17 protein-coding genes are annotated in these 19,350 nt (G+C 66.1%); 5 read left to right on the top strand and 12 right to left on the bottom strand.

The features are described from left to right. Nucleotides 1–7: 7 nt before the first annotated feature. Nucleotides 8–1,288, bottom strand: a complete 1,281-nt coding sequence (locus QX073_RS25830) for an amidohydrolase/deacetylase family metallohydrolase (RefSeq protein ID WP_316174756.1) — start codon at nt 1,286–1,288, stop codon at nt 8–10. Between the two features lie 174 nt (nt 1,289–1,462). On the opposite strand from QX073_RS25830, the gene QX073_RS25825 reads away from it, so the two are divergent. Beyond that, nucleotides 1,463–1,909 carry a hypothetical protein gene (locus tag QX073_RS25825; RefSeq protein WP_315752075.1) on the top strand — a complete coding sequence of 149 codons (447 nt, stop codon included), beginning with the start codon at nt 1,463–1,465 and terminating at the stop codon, nt 1,907–1,909. Between the two features lie 144 nt (nt 1,910–2,053). Further along, nucleotides 2,054–2,281 carry a hypothetical protein gene (locus QX073_RS25820; RefSeq protein WP_315715512.1) on the top strand — a complete coding sequence of 76 codons (228 nt, stop codon included), beginning with the start codon at nt 2,054–2,056 and terminating at the stop codon, nt 2,279–2,281. 91 nt (nt 2,282–2,372) lie between these two features. On the opposite strand, the gene QX073_RS25815 is transcribed toward QX073_RS25820, so the two are convergent. The 3 genes from QX073_RS25815 to QX073_RS25805 form a co-directional block, all read right to left on the bottom strand. Next, entirely contained in the window at nt 2,373–3,194 is an 822-nt protein-coding gene (locus QX073_RS25815) for an aldo/keto reductase (RefSeq protein ID WP_316174757.1), read from the bottom strand. Between the two features lie 192 nt (nt 3,195–3,386). After that, nucleotides 3,387–3,806 carry a hypothetical protein gene (locus QX073_RS25810; protein ID WP_316164244.1) on the bottom strand — a complete coding sequence of 140 codons (420 nt, stop codon included), beginning with the start codon at nt 3,804–3,806 and terminating at the stop codon, nt 3,387–3,389. Between the two features lie 317 nt (nt 3,807–4,123). Continuing rightward, the gene (locus QX073_RS25805) at nt 4,124–5,005 is read right to left on the bottom strand and encodes an aldose 1-epimerase family protein (protein ID WP_316226601.1); all 882 of its coding nucleotides are present in this window, start codon (nt 5,003–5,005) and stop codon (nt 4,124–4,126) included. Between the two features lie 331 nt (nt 5,006–5,336). Here QX073_RS25805 and QX073_RS25800 point away from each other — a divergent pair, with 331 nt between their 5' ends. After that, nucleotides 5,337–6,533: an amidohydrolase family protein gene (locus QX073_RS25800; RefSeq protein WP_315715509.1), complete on the top strand. Its 1,197-nt coding sequence runs from the start codon at nt 5,337–5,339 to the stop codon at nt 6,531–6,533. Nucleotides 6,534–6,680: 147 nt separating this feature from the next. Here QX073_RS25800 and QX073_RS25795 read toward each other — a convergent pair whose 3' ends face one another. The 8 genes from QX073_RS25795 to QX073_RS25760 form a co-directional block, all read right to left on the bottom strand. After that, a complete protein-coding gene (locus QX073_RS25795) occupies nt 6,681–7,196 on the bottom strand; it encodes a MarR family winged helix-turn-helix transcriptional regulator (RefSeq protein ID WP_316164241.1) in 516 nt (171 codons plus the stop codon). Between the two features lie 13 nt (nt 7,197–7,209). Then, nucleotides 7,210–7,914 (bottom strand): ABC transporter ATP-binding protein, encoded by a 705-nt coding sequence (locus QX073_RS25790; RefSeq protein WP_315715507.1) that lies wholly within the window; start codon nt 7,912–7,914, stop codon nt 7,210–7,212. Continuing rightward, nucleotides 7,911–8,702, bottom strand: a complete 792-nt coding sequence (locus tag QX073_RS25785; RefSeq protein WP_316226600.1) for an ABC transporter ATP-binding protein — start codon at nt 8,700–8,702, stop codon at nt 7,911–7,913. The genes QX073_RS25790 and QX073_RS25785 overlap by 4 nt, the downstream gene beginning before the upstream one ends. Next, entirely contained in the window at nt 8,699–10,585 is a 1,887-nt protein-coding gene (locus QX073_RS25780) for an ABC transporter permease (protein ID WP_316226599.1), read from the bottom strand. The genes QX073_RS25785 and QX073_RS25780 overlap by 4 nt, the downstream gene beginning before the upstream one ends. Nucleotides 10,586–10,767: 182 nt before the next feature. Then, on the bottom strand, nt 10,768–11,970 hold the full coding sequence (locus QX073_RS25775) for an ABC transporter substrate-binding protein (protein WP_315752083.1): 1,203 nt from the start codon (nt 11,968–11,970) through the stop codon (nt 10,768–10,770). Nucleotides 11,971–11,996: 26 nt separating this feature from the next. Then, nucleotides 11,997–12,581 carry an amino acid synthesis family protein gene (locus QX073_RS25770; protein ID WP_315715503.1) on the bottom strand — a complete coding sequence of 195 codons (585 nt, stop codon included), beginning with the start codon at nt 12,579–12,581 and terminating at the stop codon, nt 11,997–11,999. A gap of 39 nt (nt 12,582–12,620) precedes the next feature. Continuing rightward, the gene (locus tag QX073_RS25765; RefSeq protein WP_316226598.1) at nt 12,621–13,508 is read right to left on the bottom strand and encodes a UPF0280 family protein; all 888 of its coding nucleotides are present in this window, start codon (nt 13,506–13,508) and stop codon (nt 12,621–12,623) included. Then, the gene (locus QX073_RS25760) at nt 13,505–14,956 is read right to left on the bottom strand and encodes a 6-hydroxynicotinate reductase (RefSeq protein WP_316164238.1); all 1,452 of its coding nucleotides are present in this window, start codon (nt 14,954–14,956) and stop codon (nt 13,505–13,507) included. Before QX073_RS25760 ends, QX073_RS25765 begins: the two co-directional genes overlap by 4 nt. Before the next feature lie 285 nt (nt 14,957–15,241). On the opposite strand from QX073_RS25760, the gene QX073_RS25755 reads away from it, so the two are divergent. Then, nucleotides 15,242–15,724: a (2Fe-2S)-binding protein gene (locus QX073_RS25755; RefSeq protein ID WP_316226597.1), complete on the top strand. Its 483-nt coding sequence runs from the start codon at nt 15,242–15,244 to the stop codon at nt 15,722–15,724. After that, nucleotides 15,724–19,269: a molybdopterin cofactor-binding domain-containing protein gene (locus tag QX073_RS25750; protein ID WP_316226596.1), complete on the top strand. Its 3,546-nt coding sequence runs from the start codon at nt 15,724–15,726 to the stop codon at nt 19,267–19,269. Before QX073_RS25755 ends, QX073_RS25750 begins: the two co-directional genes overlap by 1 nt. Nucleotides 19,270–19,350 lie beyond the last annotated feature (81 nt).

Below are 19,350 nucleotides of genomic sequence, written 5' to 3'. Positions count from 1 at the left end.
GCGCTGCTCACCGCACCGAAAAGGGCGACTGGTAGGGCCGCCCGAACGGCACGCCATTGATCACCGTCTGCACCGGCTTGAGCTGCAGCTTGCCCTCGCGCTTGTTGCCGCGGGTATCGACGAAGCTGACGGGCCCCTCGACCAGGTCCATGATTGCGACGTCGGCCGGCGCACCGACCTGCAAGCTGCCGATCTTCGGCGCACGGTTGATGATCTTGGCCGGCGCGGAGGTGGCCATGCTCACCACCTGCTCCAACGAAAATCCCATAGCGATGAATTTCGCCATCACGTTGGGCAGGAACGGCATGCCCGGGCTGTTGCCGGAGAAGACATGGATGTCGGAGGAGATGGTGTCCGGGCCGCAGCCGCCGGGGATCGCGACCTCGGCCACGGTGAAATCGAAGCTGCCGCCGCCATGGCCGACATCGAACAGCACGCCGCGCTGCTTGGCGGCGAGCGCCGCGGGCAGCAGCTTGCCGTCCTGGACGATGTTGGTGAAGGCGCCGCCCATATTCGGCGCGCCGGAATAGGCATGGGTCAGGATGTCGCCGGGGCGCAGCAGGTCCAGGATCTGCGACATCAACTCGCCGGTCTCGACCCCACCGATATGCACCATCATCCGCGCCGGCCAGCCGCACAGCTCGCAGGCCTTGATGCCGCGCTTCAGCGGCTCGAGCCCATGCTTGAAGATCACGTTCTCCGACATCCGCACCTTGACCCCGAGCAGGAAGTCCGGGTTCTCCGCCAGCGCCATGGCGCAGGCGTCTACCTGCGCATTGTCGATGTTGTAGAGCTCGGCCACCGGAAACGCCGACAGGCCGTTATTGGCGATGTGGACGAAGGCGTAGATGCGTGCCCGCGACTGGGCGGCGATGAAGCGGCGCAACGCCGCAAGATTGTTGACGCCGGCGTCGCCGGCCGAGACGACCGTCGTCGTGCCCTGGAATTGCACCAGTTCGTCGGGCGGGATCCCGATCGCCGAGCCATAGGGATAGACATGGCTGTGGAGGTCGATGAGGCCCGGCGTCACCAACCGGCCGTTGGCGTCGATCGACCGCAGCGCCCGCTCGGCCGGTATCTCGGGCTCGACCGCTTCGACGACGCCCCAGCGGATCCCGATGTCGCGCTTGCCTCGGAGCGACTGGCTTGGATCGATCACGTCGCCGCCCTTGATCACCAGATCGAACTTGTCGGCCGGCCCCACCGCGGCGCCGGCAGGACCCGATAGCGCGGCCATGGCGGCCGCTCCGGACGACAGCAGGAATTTGCGGCGCGACAGCGCAGACATGGTCAGCCTCCCCACGCTTGTTTGTAGTTGCGGGGAGCATGCGCCTTGTCCCCCTCGCCAGCAAGGCCGGCCCGGAAAGAATGAGACTTTGTGCCAACGATCTCGGCGCGGCTCTGTCATTGCGCCGTTGACGCAGTGCATTAAGATGTCACGGCAGTCACCCCCCGAGACCGCATGATTTCGATCTCCCGCCCTCTCATCGCAATCGTCCTCTGCGCATCATCAGCGTCTGCCGCCCGGGCCGACGACACCGTCGAGGTTGCTCGGACCTGGGGCCTGATCGGAACCTGGGCCGCCGACTGCAGCGCACCCGCGGTCAAGGGCCGCGGCGCCATCATCTCCTACGAAGTCACTGACGATGGTCACCTGATCTATCGTCGTGACCACGATCCGTCCGACGTCAACCAGGTGGCGAGCGCACGCGTCGAGGCGGACCAGACGCTGGTGCTCTCGATCGTGCTGCCCAAAGCGCGCCAGACGCGAGAGAACGGGATCACCCGGACCGCCGACGGCAACATCCGCTCCGCGTTCAATCGCGGCGAGGACGACAGCTACACCATTCGTGACGGCCGCTTCGTCGCCAACGGCAAGCCGACGCCAGCGCTCAGGAAGTGCGACTGACGCGGCAGGCTCGAGGGGACGGCACGGTCCGCCCGCGAGCGTGAAGACCAAATCTGAACGTGTATTCAGCAACTTCGTGGAAGTTCCTGCGGAACGTTCTTTCACACTTCAAGTTGATCCCGCACTTTCATTCTGGAGGACAACATGAAGAAAATCGCTCTCGCGCTCGCTTCCCTTGCGGTCGTCGCGCTCGCGGCACCGTCGATCGCCAACGCCGAGACGGTGGTCATCAAGCGTGGCGGCCATCACTACCACCACGGCTGGGATCGGTCCCACGCCGAATACCGCATGCATCGTGAGTACCGGCCTCACCGCTATGTCCGGCCGTTCCACCGCCATCACGATCGCACCGTGATCATCCGGCGCGACTGATCTGCAACTTCGACACAGCAATGGCCCCGAGAGGGGCCATTTTCTGTGGCGTTCGTTCTGACGTCCGTTCTCGCAGGGCTCCGCGTGGTGGTCAGCGGTCCCATTCCGGCGCAAAGGCCGGATTGACGAAGCGCTTGTCCTTCGGGAGGGACGCGATGGTGGCACGATCCTCATCATCGAGTTGAAGCTTCATCGCATTCCAGTTCGCACGCTGACTTTCCGGACGCGCGGCCTTGGGGATCGCCGCCACCCCATCCTGGTCCAACAGCCATTTCAGTGCGACCTGGGCGGCGCTCGCGCCATGCTTCCTGCCAATGGCCCCCAGCGTCTCGTCGGCGGCGGCGCGTCCCTGCGCCAGCGGGCAATAGGCCACCAGGGGAATCGACCGGCTCGCCATGTAGGCCATCAGCTTCGACTGATCGAGCATCACATGACACTCGACCTGATTGCAGGCAACAGGTGCCTCGACGTCCTCCACCGCCTGTTTCAGCAGCGCGACAGTGAAGTTGGCGACGCCGATCGCGCGCGTACGCCCCTCCTCCTTCAGCTTCAACAGCGTCTCCAGCGCGGCCGGCAGGTTCATCCCCTTGGCCGGCCAGTGGATGAGATAGAGATCGACGAAATCCAGTCTGAGCTTCCTCAGACTCGTGTCGAATGCGCGACGGATCGCGTCCGGCGCGAGGTTCTCCGGCCAGACCTTGGTGGTGACGTGCAATTCGGCGCGCGGCAGATTTGTTGCCGCAAGTGCAGCACCGATCGCGTCCTCGTTGGCATACATCTCGGCGGTGTCGATGTGGCGGTAGCCGAGCGCAAGCGCGCTCTCGACGGCCTCGCGGCAGACAGTGCCCTGCATGCGAAAGGTGCCGAGCCCGAGCTTGGGCAGACGGATACCCTGGGTGTCGATGGCGTTCATGAAATCTCCTGGAATCGCGCGAGCCATTCGCCAGCAAACGCCGGCGGCAGCCTCGAACATCAAGACCTTGGCGGGAAGCGCTCAACTTGCCTTTGCTCCGCTTGCGAGTTCAAGCGAGCCGGCATCCGCCTCAATCAAGATGTCGGGAGCGAGGTTCCTGAACGCAACAGGCGCGCGGGGTAGCCCCGCCGATCAGCGCCAGTTACAGATGCCGCCGCTGCCAGGCCGGCACGGCCAGGTCTGAATGCGCGTATCCATCGCCTGCGCGTCGAGCGGATTGCCGCGCCGATGGACGAGCTTGGCGCGGGCGGCGCCGCGGGGCCGCTCGGCCGTCCTGGTGCCATGAGCGCGCCGGCTGGCGATGGCGCGCGGGATGGCGGAGCGCTCGTCCGGGTCGATCGCGGAACGGACGGCGACCGCAGGTCGATCTGATTTGGCTTCGATAGGCACAGGTTCGAAATGCGCCTCGGGGCCGAGCGGCTCCGGCGACAACACGGCCTTCGACAGATCAAGCTTGAGGAAGTCACCCGGCTGATAGGCCCCCGCCACAGCATCGCTCGCCGTGAGCAACACGGCGCATGTAATCGTGCCGATAACAGCTCTCAACACCATCCCATCCTCCCGTTCCCCGCGTAACGCCACTTACGCGCCCCTGCCGCGAGATCTCTGCACGCCGGCTGATGGGGAACTCGCAGCGCTGCCCGGCTGCAAGAGCCAGCTAAGAGCGCCTGACATCACGCCGCACATCATGTTCGATGATCGACCGTTATCAGTTCGGAGAAAGCGCCCACCAACCGCCGGTCGTTCGACGCATCATAGCCAAAGTTCCGCGCTCGTCTCTGATGTAGGTCACGGCGCCGTCATTTCCAGGCCCAAAACTGCGAGTCACAGTTACCGCTGTGCACGCAAATGGGCGCTGCGAGCATTAGTCATACCAATCCGTCGACCCGGATGCGGCATCGCAGCGTCTTTGCAGAGTCCGGGGCGATGTGCATGACGCCGGGCTTGGCCGCAAACTCGCCGTCGAAATCGAGCGGACTGGCGAAACCGCGCCACGGCTCGATGCACAGGAACGGCACGCCGCCGGGCTTCGACCAGATTCCAAGCTGACGAAAATGATCCCAAGTTAACTCAAGCGCCCGTCCTGTGGTTCCGACGAGGCGAACCGAACGGCTGGCCGGCTGATCGAGGATCACGGCATCGTCGTCGAACAGACGTTCGCTCAACGGGAGAACGCGCCCCTCGATCGGTGAGGGCTCCGGCCGCTCGCGCAGCAAACCTCCTGTCAGACGGCGGATCGGCGCCGGCTCCGGCTCTGCAAAGATCAGCCGATAGCTCTCCTTCGGCTGGCCGGGGAGCAGCGGCCAGTTGAAGGCGGGATGGCATCCGAACGAGGCTGGCAGAACCTCCGCGCCGGGGTTGGCGATCTCGACCGCCACGTCCAGCGCATCAGCGGTGATCCGGTAGCTCACCGTGAGACGGAAGGCGAACGGATAGCGCGCCCGCGTCGTCTCGTCGTCGGTCAGCTGCAACACGCACGACTCGGCCCCGCGCTCCAGCCAGGTGAATGGGAGGTCGCGGGCGAAGCCGTGCTGCGTCATCGGATAGGTTTGGCCGCGGTGGTGGAGCTGGTCATTCTTGAGTCGGCCGACGATCGGAAACAACCATGGCGCATGGCGCGGCCAGACGGCTCCGGCCTGCCACAGCAACTCCAGGCCCCCGGCCGTCTTCAACGAGCACAGCTCGGCGCCATCAGCCTTGACCGAGGCGGTGATGCCGCCCGCTCCGATCATGTGGAGGTCGTCGCTCATCTGCCGTCACCCACGTCGCAAAAAGATCGCACGAGGTGATGCCGGATTGCGGCGGCAACGTCCAGGGGTGCGGTTCGTCACCTGCGCGTAGACCACCGCCACAAGCACAGGGGACGGGAATGTCGAACACGCGACCGAAGCCGAGGATGTCGCCGCGCTCATAGGGCCCGCGCTGTGTCTGAAGGGTAGGCAACCCGCGCCAAATCTTCGTGCAGGCCGCAGCTTGCCGGACCTGATCATTCGTGTACGAATGACCGAAACCGGCTTGATGCTGCGCCGCGTGCAGGCGCAAACTGCCGCAAATGCCTTGCCAGGAAAGAAGGATATCCCGATGGCCCATGACGCGCCGCAAGCAACCGGTCCCAGCAAGCTGGTCATCCGCAACATCGGCCTGATGCTGTCCGGCGCACTGGAACGGCCCATCCTGGACGCCGACACGATCGTCGCCGAGAACGGCAAGATCACGGGCATCGGCCGCTTCAAGGACGTCGACACCGAAGGCGCGACGACCATCGTCGATGCCCATGGCACGACGGTGGCGCCAGGCCTGATCGACAGCCATGTTCATCCGGTCGCCGGCGACTGGACGCCGCGGCAGAACCAGACCAACTGGATCGACTCCTATCTGCATGGTGGCGTCACCACGATGATCTCCGCCGGCGAGGTGCACATGCCCGGTCGCCCGCGCGACGTGGTCGGCCTGAAGGCGATGGCGATCTTCGCGCAGCGCGCATTCTGGACGCTCCGCCCCGGCGGTGTGAAGGTGCATGCCGGCGCGCCGGTGATCGAATGCGAGATGGTCGAGGACGATTTCAAGGAGCTCGCGGCGGCCGGCGTCAAGCTGCTCGGCGAGGTCGGCCTCGGCGGCGTCAAGGACGGCCCGACCGCGCGCAAGATGGTCGGCTGGGCGCGCAAATACGGCATCCAGAGCACCATTCACACCGGCGGTCCGTCGATTCCCGGCTCCGGCCTGATCGACAAGGACGTCGTGCTGGAGGCCGGCACCGACGTCATCGGGCACATCAATGGCGGCCACACCGCCCTGCCCGACGACCAGATCCGCTGCATCTGCGAGGGCTGCAAGGCTGGGCTCGAGCTGGTGCACAACGGCAATGAGCGCTCGGCGCTGTTCACCTTGCGCACCGCGCGCGAGATGAACGAACTCAACCGCGTGATCCTCGGCACCGACGCGCCGGCCGGCTCCGGCGTGCAGCCGCTCGGCATCCTGCGCATGGTGTCGCTACTGTCCTCGCTCGGCGACGTCCCCGCCGAGATCGCGTTCTGCTTCGCTACCGGCAACACAGCGCGGATGCGCGAGCTCGACTGCGGCCTGATTGAGGTCGGCCGCTCCGCCGACTTCGTCATCATGGACAAGGCGCAGCACTCGCCGGCCACGACCTTGCTCGACAGCGTCCAGCTCGGCGATCTCCCGGGTATCGGCATGACCATCATCGACGGCATCGTCCGCACCCAGCGCAGCCGCAACACGCCGCCGGCCACGAAGATCCCGGAGATCGTGGCGAAGTAATATCGTCGTAGAGCGGCATACACAGTCATTCCGGGGCGCCCAAAGGGCGAACGCGGAATCCTGAGATTGGCCTGCGCTGTTCTTTCCCTCAGCTCGGGATTCCGGGTTCGTCGCTTCGCGACGCCCCGGAATGACGTGGAGGAAGGGCTACCGCAGCCGGTTCAACAACCCCAGCAGCGTCTCGCGTTCCTTCGCATCGAGCGGCGCCAGTGTTTCCTTGGAGATGGCGAGCGCGAGCGGTGCGGTCTTCTCCGCGAGCTGCTGGCCGGCGCGGGTCAGGCTGACGAGCAGCCTGCGACCATCCTGCGGGTCCGGGCTGGTTTCGGTGAGACCGCGCGCGGTCAGCCGGTCGATCACACCTTTGATCGTCGCGACGTCCATCGCCGTGAACCGTCCAAGCTGGTTTTGCGAGCACGGCCCGGTCTCGACCAGCTTCGACAGTGCCGCCCATTGCGTTGGCGTCAGGTTGCTGCCGATGTCGCGCGCGAAGATCATCGTGTGGCGCTGCCAGACCTGACGCAGGATGAAGCCGATCTGATCGTCGAGCACGTAATTTGATTTCGCCGCTTTGGCCGTGGCCTTCGCGGCGGCCTTTGCCTGCGGCTTCGGCGCGGTCTTCGTTGCGGTCCTTGCCGATCGCTTCAGCGTGGCGCTCTTGGCCATATCTTCCCTCGCCTCAGATCGACAGATGCGCGTCGCGGATGTCGGGCCGCGCGTCGAGCTCGGCCATGGTGCCGGAGAAGCAGATGCGGCCGCGCTCGATGATATAGGCGCGGTCCGAGATCAGCTTGGCAAAATGCAGGTTCTGCTCGGAGACGACCAGCGAGACGCCTTCTTTCTTCATGGTCAGGATCGCATCGACCATCTGCTCGACGATCTTCGGCGACAAACCCTCCGAGGGCTCGTCGAGCAGCACCAGCGACGGATTGCCCATCAGGGTACGGGCGATGGTGAGCATCTGCTGCTCGCCGCCGCTCATGCGGCCGCCCGGGCGGTTCTTCATCTCGCCGAGATTGGGAAACAACTGATAGAGTTTCTCGCGCGTCCATTGCGGCGCATTGGGCCGCGGCTTCTGCCGACCGACCTCGAGGTTTTCCTCCACCGTCAGCTCGGTGAAGATGCGGCGCTCTTCCGGAACATAGCCGAGGCCGGCGCGGACGATCTCATGGGTCGGCGCGGACGAGATGTCCTTGCCCTCGAACATGATCTGGCCCTCGCGCAGCTCGACCAGGCCGACGATCGAGCGGAACGTCGTCGATTTGCCGGCGCCGTTGCGCCCGAGCAGTGCCACCACCTCGCCCTCGCCGACCTCGAGGCCGATGTCGAACAGGATATGCGCCGGACCGTAGTGGCTGTTGAGACTGGCGACGGACAGCTTCATGCCGGAGCTCCCTCGCGATGATCGGCATCATACAGCAGGCCTTCGCCGAGATAGATCGCCTGCACCTCCCGGTTGGCGCGCACCTCGGCTGGCGATCCCTCGGCAATGAGGCTGCCGCGATTGAGCACGAGAATGCGGTCCGCATGCTCGAATACCACGTCCATGTCGTGCTCCGTAAAGAGGACGCCGATCGACTGCTCACGCGCGATTCCAGCCGTCAGCCGCATCAGCTCGACACGCTCGCGCGGCGCCATGCCGGCGGTCGGCTCGTCCATGAGCAGCAGCTTCGGCTGGTTGGCGAGCGCGATCGCGAGCTCCAGCCGCTTGAGGTCGCCATAGGCGAGCTCGCCGCAGGGACGCTCGGCATAGCCGGCCATGCCGACGAGATCGAGCAGGCGATCGGCTTCGTCGCGCTCGATGCCAAGCATCGGGCTCCAGAAATCGAACAGGCGGCGATGATGCGAGACCAGCGCGACCTGGATGTTCTCACGCACGGTCATGGTCGGATAGGTCGCGGTAATCTGGAAGGTGCGGCCGACCCCGAGCCGCCAGACCTCGCGCGGCTTGCGCCCGGTGGTCTCCTGCCCCATCACCGTGATGCGGCCGCTGTCCGGCACGTTCTGGCCGTTGAGCATGTCGAAGCAGGTGCTTTTCCCCGCGCCGTTCGGGCCGATCAGCGCCAGGATCTCGCCGGCCCGCAGCGTGAACGACACGTTGCGGACGGCGTGAATGCCGCCATAGGATTTAGACAGGCCTTCGACCGAGAGCAGCGACACGCCGGGACTCATTGTGCGCCCTCCATCTTGGCCGACAGCGAAGCCCCCTTGGGGGCCGCTGCGCGGCGCCGATGCATGACGGTTTCGACCACGCCCACGATGCCTTTCGGGAACACCACCACGATCAGCACGATGAAGATGCCGAGCACGAGCTTCGACCAGTCGGTCTGGCTGACCAGCCAGATGTTGAGCGCCTTGTAGACGATGGCGCCGAAGATTGCGCCGGGCACCGTCTCGACGCCGCCGAGCAACACCATCACGAGCGCATCGACCGAGAGCGAGATGCCCATATTGTCGGGAAAGACGCTGCCTTTCAGATACGCGAACAGCGCGCCGCCGATGCCGGCCGTGGTGCCGGCGATGATGAAAGCGGTCCACTGGATGCGCTTGCCGTTGATGCCGATCGACTCGCTGCGCAGCGGCGAGTCGCGCATGCCGCGCAAGGCGTAGCCGAACGGCGAGAGGGTGATCAGGCGCAGCACGCTGACGACGAACGCGGAGACGCCGAGCGCGAGCCAGTAGAAGTGCGACGGCGACGCGGCCCATTTCTCCGGCCAGAGCCCGAGAATGCCGTTGTCACCGCCGGTGACCGCGACCCATTGGAACGCGATCGACCACACGATTTGCGCAAAGGCCAAGGTCAGCATCGCGAAATACACGCCCGAGAGCTGGACGGCGAAGGCGCCGAACACGGCCGCACCAAGCGCGCCGAGCAGCGGCCCCAGCAAGAGGCAGGCGATCATCGGTAGTCCCGCCATCTTCGCGAGGAAGGCGACGCCGTAAGCGCCGAGGCCGAAATAGGCGGCGTGACCAAACGAGGCGAGCCCGCCGACCGCCATCAGGAAATGCAGCGACGCCGCGAAGATCACGAAGATCGCGATCTCGGCGCCCACGGTCAGCGCGTAGTTGCCGGCGATGAAGGGCAGCATCGCTGCCAGCGCCAGAGCGACGAGGGACGCCAGCCGCTCGACCGAGCTCAGCGGACGCCACGGAATAACGGTGAGGCCCGGCGTGCGGCGCGCCGGCGCCTCCTTCTTGCCGAACAGGCCCCAGGGACGGACCACCAGAACCACGGCCATCACCAGGAACACCAGGATCAGCGAGATCGTCGGAAAAATGAGAATGCCGAACGCATTCAATTCGGACACCAGCACGGCGGCCACGAAGGCGCCGAGGATGCTGCCGAGGCCGCCGATCACGACGACCACGAACACCTCGACGATGATGCGCAGATCCATCGCGTGATGGACCGCGTCGCGCGGGATCTGCAGGGCGCCGCCGAGCGCGGCCAGGAAGACGCCGACCGCAAACACCGAGGTGAACAGCCATTTCTGGTTGACGCCGAGCGCGGCCACCATGTCGCGGTCCTGCGTCGCCGCGCGCACCAGGATGCCCCAGCGGGTGCGCTGGAACAGCAACCACAGCACCCCGAGCACGATCGGACCGAGCGCGATCAGGAACAGGTCGTAGCTCGGAATGTTCTGGCCGAAGAAATCGACCGCACCTTTCAATCCTGGCGCGCGGCGGCCGACCAAGTCGTCCGGCCCCCATATCAGCACAACGAGATCCTCGACCATCAGCGTCAAGCCGAAGGTCGCGAGCAGCTGGAACAGCTCCGGCGCGTGATAGATCCGGCGCAGCAGCACGATCTCGACGAGCACGCCGACGGCCGCGACCGCGAGCGCTGCCACGACGATGCCGCCCCAGAAGCCGAGCGGACCGGACAGCCTCTCAGTGAGCGAAAAGGCCACATAGGCGCCGAGCATGTAGAACGCGCCATGGGCGAAATTCACGATGCGGGTGACGCCGAAGATGATCGACAGTCCCGACGCCACCAGGAACAGCGAGGCTGCACTGGCAAGGCCGGTCAGGAACTGGACGAAATAGAAGGCCATGGGCGGTCCGCGTGAGGAGATCGTCGAATCGATGAGCCGCGTTTGCGCTCGGCGCTCCCTCAGAGAGCTGGCGAGCAAGCGTGGGGTGAGGGATCTCGGCCCGAACCTGCAGATCAGGCGTCGTATTCCCTCACCCCGCCCGCTCTCCCCCTGCGGGAGAGGGAGAAGCAGGATCGTGTGGATCAGTCCTTCGGCCGGAGCTTGCCGACCTCCGCGTCACCAGGCAGGTAGTCCGAGCCCTTGCGATAGACGGCGTCGACCATGATGCCCTTGCCGTCCTTCAGCGCAGTCTTGCCGACGTAAGCGCCGAGCGTCGACTGGTGATCGATCTTGCGGAACGTGATTTCACCGAAGGGCGACGGCACCGACAGTCCCTCGGCCGCGGCGATCAGCTTGTCGGTATCGGTCGAGCCGGCCTTGGCGAGGATGGCGGCTGCCGACTTGATGGTCTGGTAGCCGACGATCGAACCAAGCCGCGGATAGTCGTTATATTTGGCCTGATACGCCTTCAGGAACGCGTCGTGCTCGGGCGTCTTGATCGAATACCAGGGATAGCCGGTGACGATCCAGCCCTCGGGCGTCTCCTCCTTGAGCGGATCGAGATATTCCGGCTCGCCGGTCAGGAAGCTGACGACCTTGCGGTCCTTGAACAGGCCGCGGGTGTTGCCTTCGCGGACCAGCTTCACGAGATCGGCGCCGAAGGTGACGTTGAGGATCGCCTCCGGATTGGCGGCGGCGACGGCCTGCACCACCGGACCGGCGTCGATCTTGCCCTGCGGCGGCCACTGCTCGTCCACCCACTGGATGTCGGGCCGTTTCTCCGACAAGAGCTTCTTGAACACCGCGACGGCCGACTGGCCATACTCATAGTTCGGCGCAATGGTGGCCCAGCGCTTGGCGGGAAGCTTGGCGGCCTCCTCGACCAGCATCGCCGCCTGCATGTAGTTCGACGGACGCAGGCGGAAGGTGTATTTGTTGCCCTTCGCCCAGGTGATGGCGTCGGTCAGCGGCTCGGCCGCCAGGAAGAACACCTTCTTCTGGTTGGCGAAGTCGCTGACGGCGAGGCCGATGTTCGACAGGAACGTACCGGCGAGCATCGCGACGTTCTCGCTCGACACCAGCTCGTTGGCCGCGGTCTGCGCGTCGGCCGGCTTGCCGCTGTCGTCCTTGGAGACGACGACGAGCTTCTTGCCGTTGATGCCGCCGGCCGCGTTGATCTCCTCGACCGCGAGCTGCCAGCCCTTGCGATAGGGCTCGGTGAAGGCCGGCAGCAGCGAATAGCTGTTGATCTCGCCGATCTTGATGACGTCCTCGGCGCGCGCCGCGCCCGTCAGTCCCGCGACGGCAAGGCCCAGGCCTGCCGCAAGCATCGTTCTCCGTCGCATCCCTTCAGCCTCCATGTTGTGTCGAATTACCGTAGACCGTCCTCGCCCTTGATCTCGGCGACCGTGAGCCCGCCGACGCGCGGCAGCGGACGGCCGCTGTCGGTGACCGCGAGCGCGACCATGATCTCATTGGCGCGTGGCGCGTCGTTGATCTGCACCTCCATGCCGTCGAAATGACTGCGCACGAAGGCCGCATCTTTATGGCCGAGCGGAATGTCGAGCGTGCAGCCGACGCCGCCGCGCTTCTTCGACGACGGGATCAGCGCCGCGCCCTTGCCGAGTACCTTGCGCACCGGCGCGCCCATTTTCGGATGCAGGATCGCGGCCGCATGCTCCAGCTCGCCGTCGCTGCCGACGGCGGCCGCCTTGCCGTAGCTGTGCGCGGCCGGCCCTTCGATGCCGAGCGCGGCCACGGCGCGCTTGGCCAGCATCTCGCCCAGCTCCTCGCCGATCGCAATCAGAGGCGACAGGTCCTCGACATAGCGGCCGGCAAACGGATTCTCGATCACCGCCACTGCCGCAGCCCGCCGCGTCGGCGGCGAGACGGACCGGCCCATCTCCTGATGGACTTCCTCGACCACGGTCACGATCTTTCTGATGACGGCGCTCATCGATGATCCTTCGTGTTCCTGCACATCATGCATCAAACCTCACGCCGCCGCCGCTCGCAACTGCGGCCGACGATCGATCTCGATCGCGCGCGGACCGACAACGCGAATGTTGCCGCGGAGCTGCAGAACGGCGCCTTCGATCAGACCGGCCGACAGCAGCGACTGCCCACGATGCTCGCCCGCGGCCAGCGCTTCGGCAACCTCGACATCACGGAGCTCTCCGACCTCGCATGTGACGAGGCGATCACCGAGATCGGTCTCCGGTTGCAACTCGCAGGCGGGTCGGCGAAGCACGGCCGGATGACCCGGAAGATCGACCGCGTTGCCGATCACCGTCGCCGCCGCATCCGCCTGCGCCGCGCTGCGCGCGAGCACCGTCACCGCGTCAGCAATGCCCAGCGAGAAACTGCGGCCGTGGCGGCCCGATGTGGCGACGCCGCCAATCGCATCGGCAGCACGAAGCGTCATCCTGCGCATCACACCTGCGCCGTCGGGACGGTCCATCAGCCCCACGCTGAAGGTGGCGGCATCCCGCAGATGGAGTGCGATGTCACCGCCATTGTTGACATAAGCGCGCGTCAGATTCGCCGCGCCGCGCATGGCGCCGAGGATCTCCTCGGCCACGCTCCCGGCAACCGCGGCCATCGGCGTGATGAACATTTCGCGCGCGAACGGCGACACGGCCGCATGCATCCGCCGCGCGACGACACCTTTCAATGGGCATCGATCGTGATCGGCGCCCCTGCGCAGATCGGACAGTTCCACACACAGCTCGTCCAATAGACCCGTGAAACGCTCTGCCGCCGCACGATAGGCCGCGCGGATATCACCATCGACTGCGTCGGCGCCGATGATCAGATCGATCGGGCCGTCCTGCAGATGCAGCCGCCGGTCGGGCAACAAGGCGATCTGTGGCTGCCGGGTCATGCACCCGGCCTCGGCCACGGCAGTTGGCGAATGTCCTTGCTGACATCCTTGAGCGAAGCGAGCGGCTGGACGTAATCCATGTGCCCGCCGAGCGCCGCATAATCCGATAGCCTCAGCGTGAACTCGATCGGCGCGACGATCGCCGGCGTCGGCACATAGCCGAAGGCGCCGGCCGGCATCTGGGTCACGTCGACCATATAGGTGATGCCGCCGCCCGGCCAGACATAGACCGGCGCACCGCCGCTCGTCACCCGCGTCAGCGTATCCTTGACCGACCGCGTCAGCCGCACCGGATTGTCGGTGACGCCGGCGCGCAGCGAGCCGCCGGCACCGGCCATGAACAGCACGGTGCACAGCGCCGGCTCGCAGTTCTCCTGGATGCGCTCGACCGAGAACTGCAGCTCCGGCGGCATCTCGCGCGGCACCGGCCTGAGCGTCTCGTCGAGCACGTAGTATCCGGCATGCTCGCCCGTCGTGGACACCATCAGCAGCGTCGTTCCCGGCTTCGCCGTCTTGGGATCGAATGGCCCGAGGATCGACAGCGGATCGGAGATGTCGGTGCCGCCCCAGCCGGTTCCGGGCTGCGCCACCTGGAAGTAGCGGCCCGGCGTCGAGCGTCGCCCCTTCATCTTGATGCCTGTCGCGGGAATGTCGAGCAGCTTGCCGGCCTGGTGCTCTGACAGCACGCCGGTGATGTGATCATCGACCACGACGACCTCGTCGACCTTGCCCTGCCATTGCTTGGCGAACATGCCGATCGTGGCCGAGCCGCAGCCGACGCGCATGCGCTCTTCCTTGACGCCGTTGACGATCGGGGGCTGCCCCGCCTGCACGATCACGCTGGAGCCGCCGTCAACCACGAGTTCCACGGCCTTGCGGTTGCTGAGGTCCATCAGCGCGTCACAGGTGACACGCCCCTCCTTCTTGGAGCCGCCCGTGAGATGATGCACGCCGCCGAGCGACAACATCTGCGAGCCGTATTCGCTGGTCGTGACGTGACCGACCGCTTCGCCGTCGACGCGCACCGTCGCCGCTTCCGGGCCGAGATAGCGGTCGGTGTCGATCTTCACCTTGACGCCGCAATAGCTGAAGATGCCCTCGGTCACGACCGTGACCATGTCGACGCCATCGACGACCGATGACACGATGAACGGCGCCGGCTTGTAGTCGGGATAAGTGGTGCCGGCGCCGATCGCGGTGACGAACAGCTCCGGCTGATGCACGATCTTGCCGTCCCAGTCGCCGCTCGCCTGGAACGGCACCAGCTTGCCGCCATGCGACACCGTGCGCTCCAGCAGGATATGCGGATCGACGCGCACCAGCACACCGTCCTGATTGGCATAGCGGTCGCAGGCGCCTGCCGCGCCCGGCTTGATGTAGCACATCACCGGGCAGGCATCGCAGCGGATCTTGTCCCCTGCACCGTCGCTCGCCGTCTCAGTCACCATGCAGAGAAGCCCATCTTGAAGCGGAGTTGGCGGCAGCCATCCACGCGCCGCGGCAATTCGTTCGTATACGAATGATGTCGCGCCCCTCCGCCGACTGTCAAGCGCCACCGCGAACGAAAAACACGATTGCCGGATAAACGATCAGTTTGCCCTGCACAATGACGACAAATCGTGCATACGCTGCAGCGCAATACGTGCCACTTGCATGTTAGTACACAAACGATACGCTCGGAGCGATCACCATCGCATCCTCGTTAACGATAGCATAGCGGACGACAGAAGGGCATGACGCCAGCAACGATTCGGCTGACCGTGAACGGACGGACGCATGACGTCGCGGCCGCGCCGGACACGCCCCTGCTCCATGTGCTGCGCAACGACCTCGCTCTGAACGGTCCGAAATACGGCTGCGGCCTGGGGGAATGCGGCGCCTGCACCGTGCTGATCGATGGCCGCGCCGCCCGTTCCTGCATCATTCCGGTGGAAGGCTGCATCGGCCGCGACGTCACCACGCTGGAAGGACTGGGCTCGCGCGAGGCGCCCGATCCGGTGCAGCAGGCCTTCATCGCCGAGCAGGCCGCGCAATGCGGCTACTGCCTCAACGGCATGATCATGACGACCAAGGCGCTGCTGGCGATCAAGCCCGATCCGTCACCCGACGAGATCAAGCAAGCGCTGCGCTACAATCTCTGCCGCTGCGGCGCGCATGTCGAAATCCTCCGCGCGGCGATGCGCGCGGCCCGCCACACGCTCGAGGCGCTGGACTGATGAACGATCGCCTCACCAAGGACGCCGACATGCCTCGCGGCCGGCTGGTTGTCGAACGTCCCATAGCCGGCAAAGATGGCCAGTTCGAAACCTTCATCCGGATCACGGCGGCAGGCGAGGTCTCCGCCTTCAACGGCCATGTCGATCTCGGCACCGGCATCCGCACCGCGCTGGGACAGATCGTCGCAGAAGAGCTCGACGTCTCCTTCGCTCGGGTCGTGGTCGTGCTCGGGGACACCGCGGTCGTGCCGAACCAGGGCGCGACCATCGCCAGCGAGACAATCCAGATCACCGCCGTGCCCCTGCGCAAGGCGGCGGCGCAGGCGCGCGCCTTCCTCTTGGCGCGGGCGGCGACGCAGCTCGACCTCGACGTTCAGGACTTGACGGTCGAGGACGGACTGGTCCGCGGGCCCAACAACCGCGTCCTCAGCTATGGCGAGCTGATCGGCGATGAGACGATCCGCCTCGAGCTCGCCGACGATATCCTCGTCAAGTCGGTGAACGACTATCAGGTCGTCGGCCGCTCGGTGCCGCGCGTCGACCTGCCGGCGAAGGCGACCGGTGAGCTCACTTACGTGCATGACGTTCGCGTCCCCGGCATGCTGCACGGCCGCGTCGTGCGTCCGCCCTATGCCGGCGTCGATGCCGGCCCCTTCATCGGGACCAGCCTTCTTGGCGTCGATAGGGAGTCAGTGCGCGATGTCCCTGGCCTGGTCGACGTCGTCGTCATCGGCGACTTCATCGGCGTCGTCGCCGAGCGCGAGGAGAATGCGATCCGTGCCGCCGAGCGCCTCGAGGTGAAATGGAAGCCGGTGCCGACCCTGCGCGACCTCGATGATGTCGAGAACGCGCTGCGGGCCAATCCGTCCGCTCCGCGACGGCTGCTCGACAAGGGCGATGTCGATGACGCCATCGCCGGCGCCGCCAAGCCGATGCGGAGGGCCTATCTCTGGCCCTACCAGATGCACGGCTCGATCGGACCGTCCTGCGCTGTCGCCGACTATCGCGACGGGCAGATCCGCATTTATTCCGGCACGCAGAATCCGCACATCCTGCGCGGCGATCTCGCCAAGCTGATCGACTGCCCCGAACACCAGATCGAGCTGATCCGCCTCGAGGCCGCCGGCTGCTACGGCCGCAACTGCGCTGACGACGTCACGGCCGATGCGCTGCTGCTGTCGCGTGCGGTCGGCCGCCCGGTGCGGGTGCAATTGTCGCGCGAGCAGGAGCATCTGTGGGAGCCCAAGGGCACCGCGCAGCTGATGGACGTCAATGGCGGCCTCAATGCCGACGGCTCGGTCGCGGCCTATGAGTTCGCCACGCGCTATCCCTCGAACGGCGCGCCGACGCTGGCGCTGCTGCTGACCGGGCGCATCGGACCGGAGCCTGCGGTGTTCGAGATGGGCGACCGCACCGCGATCCCGCCTTACGACTATGAGCACATGCGCGTCACGGCGCATGACATGCCGCCGATCGTGCGTGCGTCCTGGATCCGCGGTGTCTCGGCGCTGCCCAACACCTTCGCGCACGAGTCCTACATCGACGAGCTCGCCGCCGAGGCCGGCGTCGACCCGATCGAATACCGGCTGCGCTATCTGAAGGACGAGCGCGCACGTGATCTCGTGAACGCCGTGGCCGAGCGCGCCGGCTGGACGCCGCGCCCCGTGCGGGAGGAGAAGACGCCCGAGAACGGCGTCGTCCATGGCCGCGGCTTCGCCTACGCGCTCTACGTCCACAGCAAGTTTCCCGGCTACGGCGCGGCATGGTCGGCGTGGATCGCCGATGTCGCCGTGAATACGACCACCGGCGATGTCAGCGTCACGCGGGTCATTGCAGGCCAGGACTCCGGCCTGATGATCAATCCCGACGGGGTACGCCACCAGATCGAAGGCAACGTCATCCAATCCACCAGCCGTGCGCTGATGGAGGAGATTCCCTTCACGCGCGGCAAGGTCGCGGCACGGGAATGGGGCGCCTATCCGATCATCACCTTCCCCGACGTGCCTGAGATCGACGTGCTGATGCTGCCGCGGCCGGATCAGCCGCCGCTCGGCGTCGGCGAGTCCGCGTCCGTGCCCAGCGCCGCCGCGATCGCCAATGCGATCTACGACGCCACCGGCGTCCGCTTCCGCGAGCCGCCATTCACGCCGGAGCGCATCCTGAAAGGCCTGCGCGGCGAACGGGCGGAGACGCCGGCGCCGCAGTCGCTGCCCGCCCCCGAAAGACCGGCGACCACGTGGCCCAAGCCCTTTGCCAAGCGGGGCGGCGTGATCGCCACCGCCGTCGCGGCCTGCGCCGCGGCGATCGGCGTCGCCACCGCCGTGTTGCCCTGGCGCGCCATCGCGCCGATCACGCGCCCCGATCCCTCGGTCTATTCCGCAGCGACGATCGCGCGAGGCGAGGCGCTCGCGGCGCTCGGCAATTGCGCTGTCTGCCATACCGCGGATGGCGGCCTGATCAATGCCGGCGGCCGCGCACTGGAGACGCCGTTCGGCACGCTGTTCAGCACCAACATCACGCCCGACGTCGAGACTGGCATCGGCGCCTGGTCCTATCCCGCCTTCGAGCGCGCGATGCGCGAGGGCGTGCATCGCGACGGCCGGCAGCTCTATCCGGCGTTTCCCTACACGCATTTCGCGCGAACCGATGATGCCGACCTGCAGGCGCTCTACGCCTACCTGATGGCACAGGCGCCAGTGAGACAGCAGGCGCCTGACAACGCGCTGCGCTTCCCATTCAACCTGCGGCCGCTGGTCGCCGGATGGAACGCTCTGTTTCACGACACGCAGCCGTTCCGGCCCGATCCGACACAATCGGAGCAGTGGAATCGCGGCTTCTATCTCGTCGAAAGCCTCGGCCATTGCAGCGCCTGTCATTCGCCGCGCAATGCGCTTGGCGCCGAGCAACGCAACGCACATCTGGCTGGCGGCTTCGCCGATGGCTGGGAAGCCCCTGCGCTGACCGCGCTCTCGACTGCCCCGATCCCGTGGACCGAGGACGAATTCTACACCTATCTCCGCTCCGGTCAGTCGCGCTTCCATGGCGTGGCCGCCGGTCCGATGGCGCCGATCGTGAAGGATCTCGCGACGCTGCCCGACGCGGACGTTCGGGCCATGGCGATCTATCTCGCCTCGTTCCAGACGCCCTCGTCCGAGGCAGCGAAGCTGGAGGCGATGGCCGCGGAGTTGGAAGCGCGCACCAAGACGACCTCGACGGCGTCTCCGGCGGCACGGCTCTATCTCGGCGCCTGCGCGGTCTGCCACGAGGTCGGCGGCCTGCCGTTGTTCGGCAGTCGGCCCTCGCTGGCGCTGAACAGCAACCTGCACAGCGCCACACCCGACAATCTGATCCAGGTGATCCTGCACGGGATCATGAAGCCGGTCTCGTCCGATCTCGGCTACATGCCGGCGTTCAAGGACCATCTCAGCGACGGCCAGCTCGCCGAACTCGTCGCCTATCTCCGTCAGCAATTTGCTCCGGACAAGCCGGCCTGGACGGGCGTCGACGCCGCCGTCGGTCGCATCAGGTCCACCGTGGCGCGGTGAGGCTGAGCATGCTCCGTCTGCGCCCGGCGCCCCGACCACCACCCTGACGCGCATTCGGGCACCTCGTTGCCAGTAATTTCG

Origin of the sequence: Bradyrhizobium sp. SZCCHNS3052 (assembly GCF_032484495.1) — a bacterium.
Taxonomy (GTDB): domain Bacteria; phylum Pseudomonadota; class Alphaproteobacteria; order Rhizobiales; family Xanthobacteraceae; genus Bradyrhizobium.
This window is presented reverse-complemented; position numbering and strand designations above follow the sequence as displayed.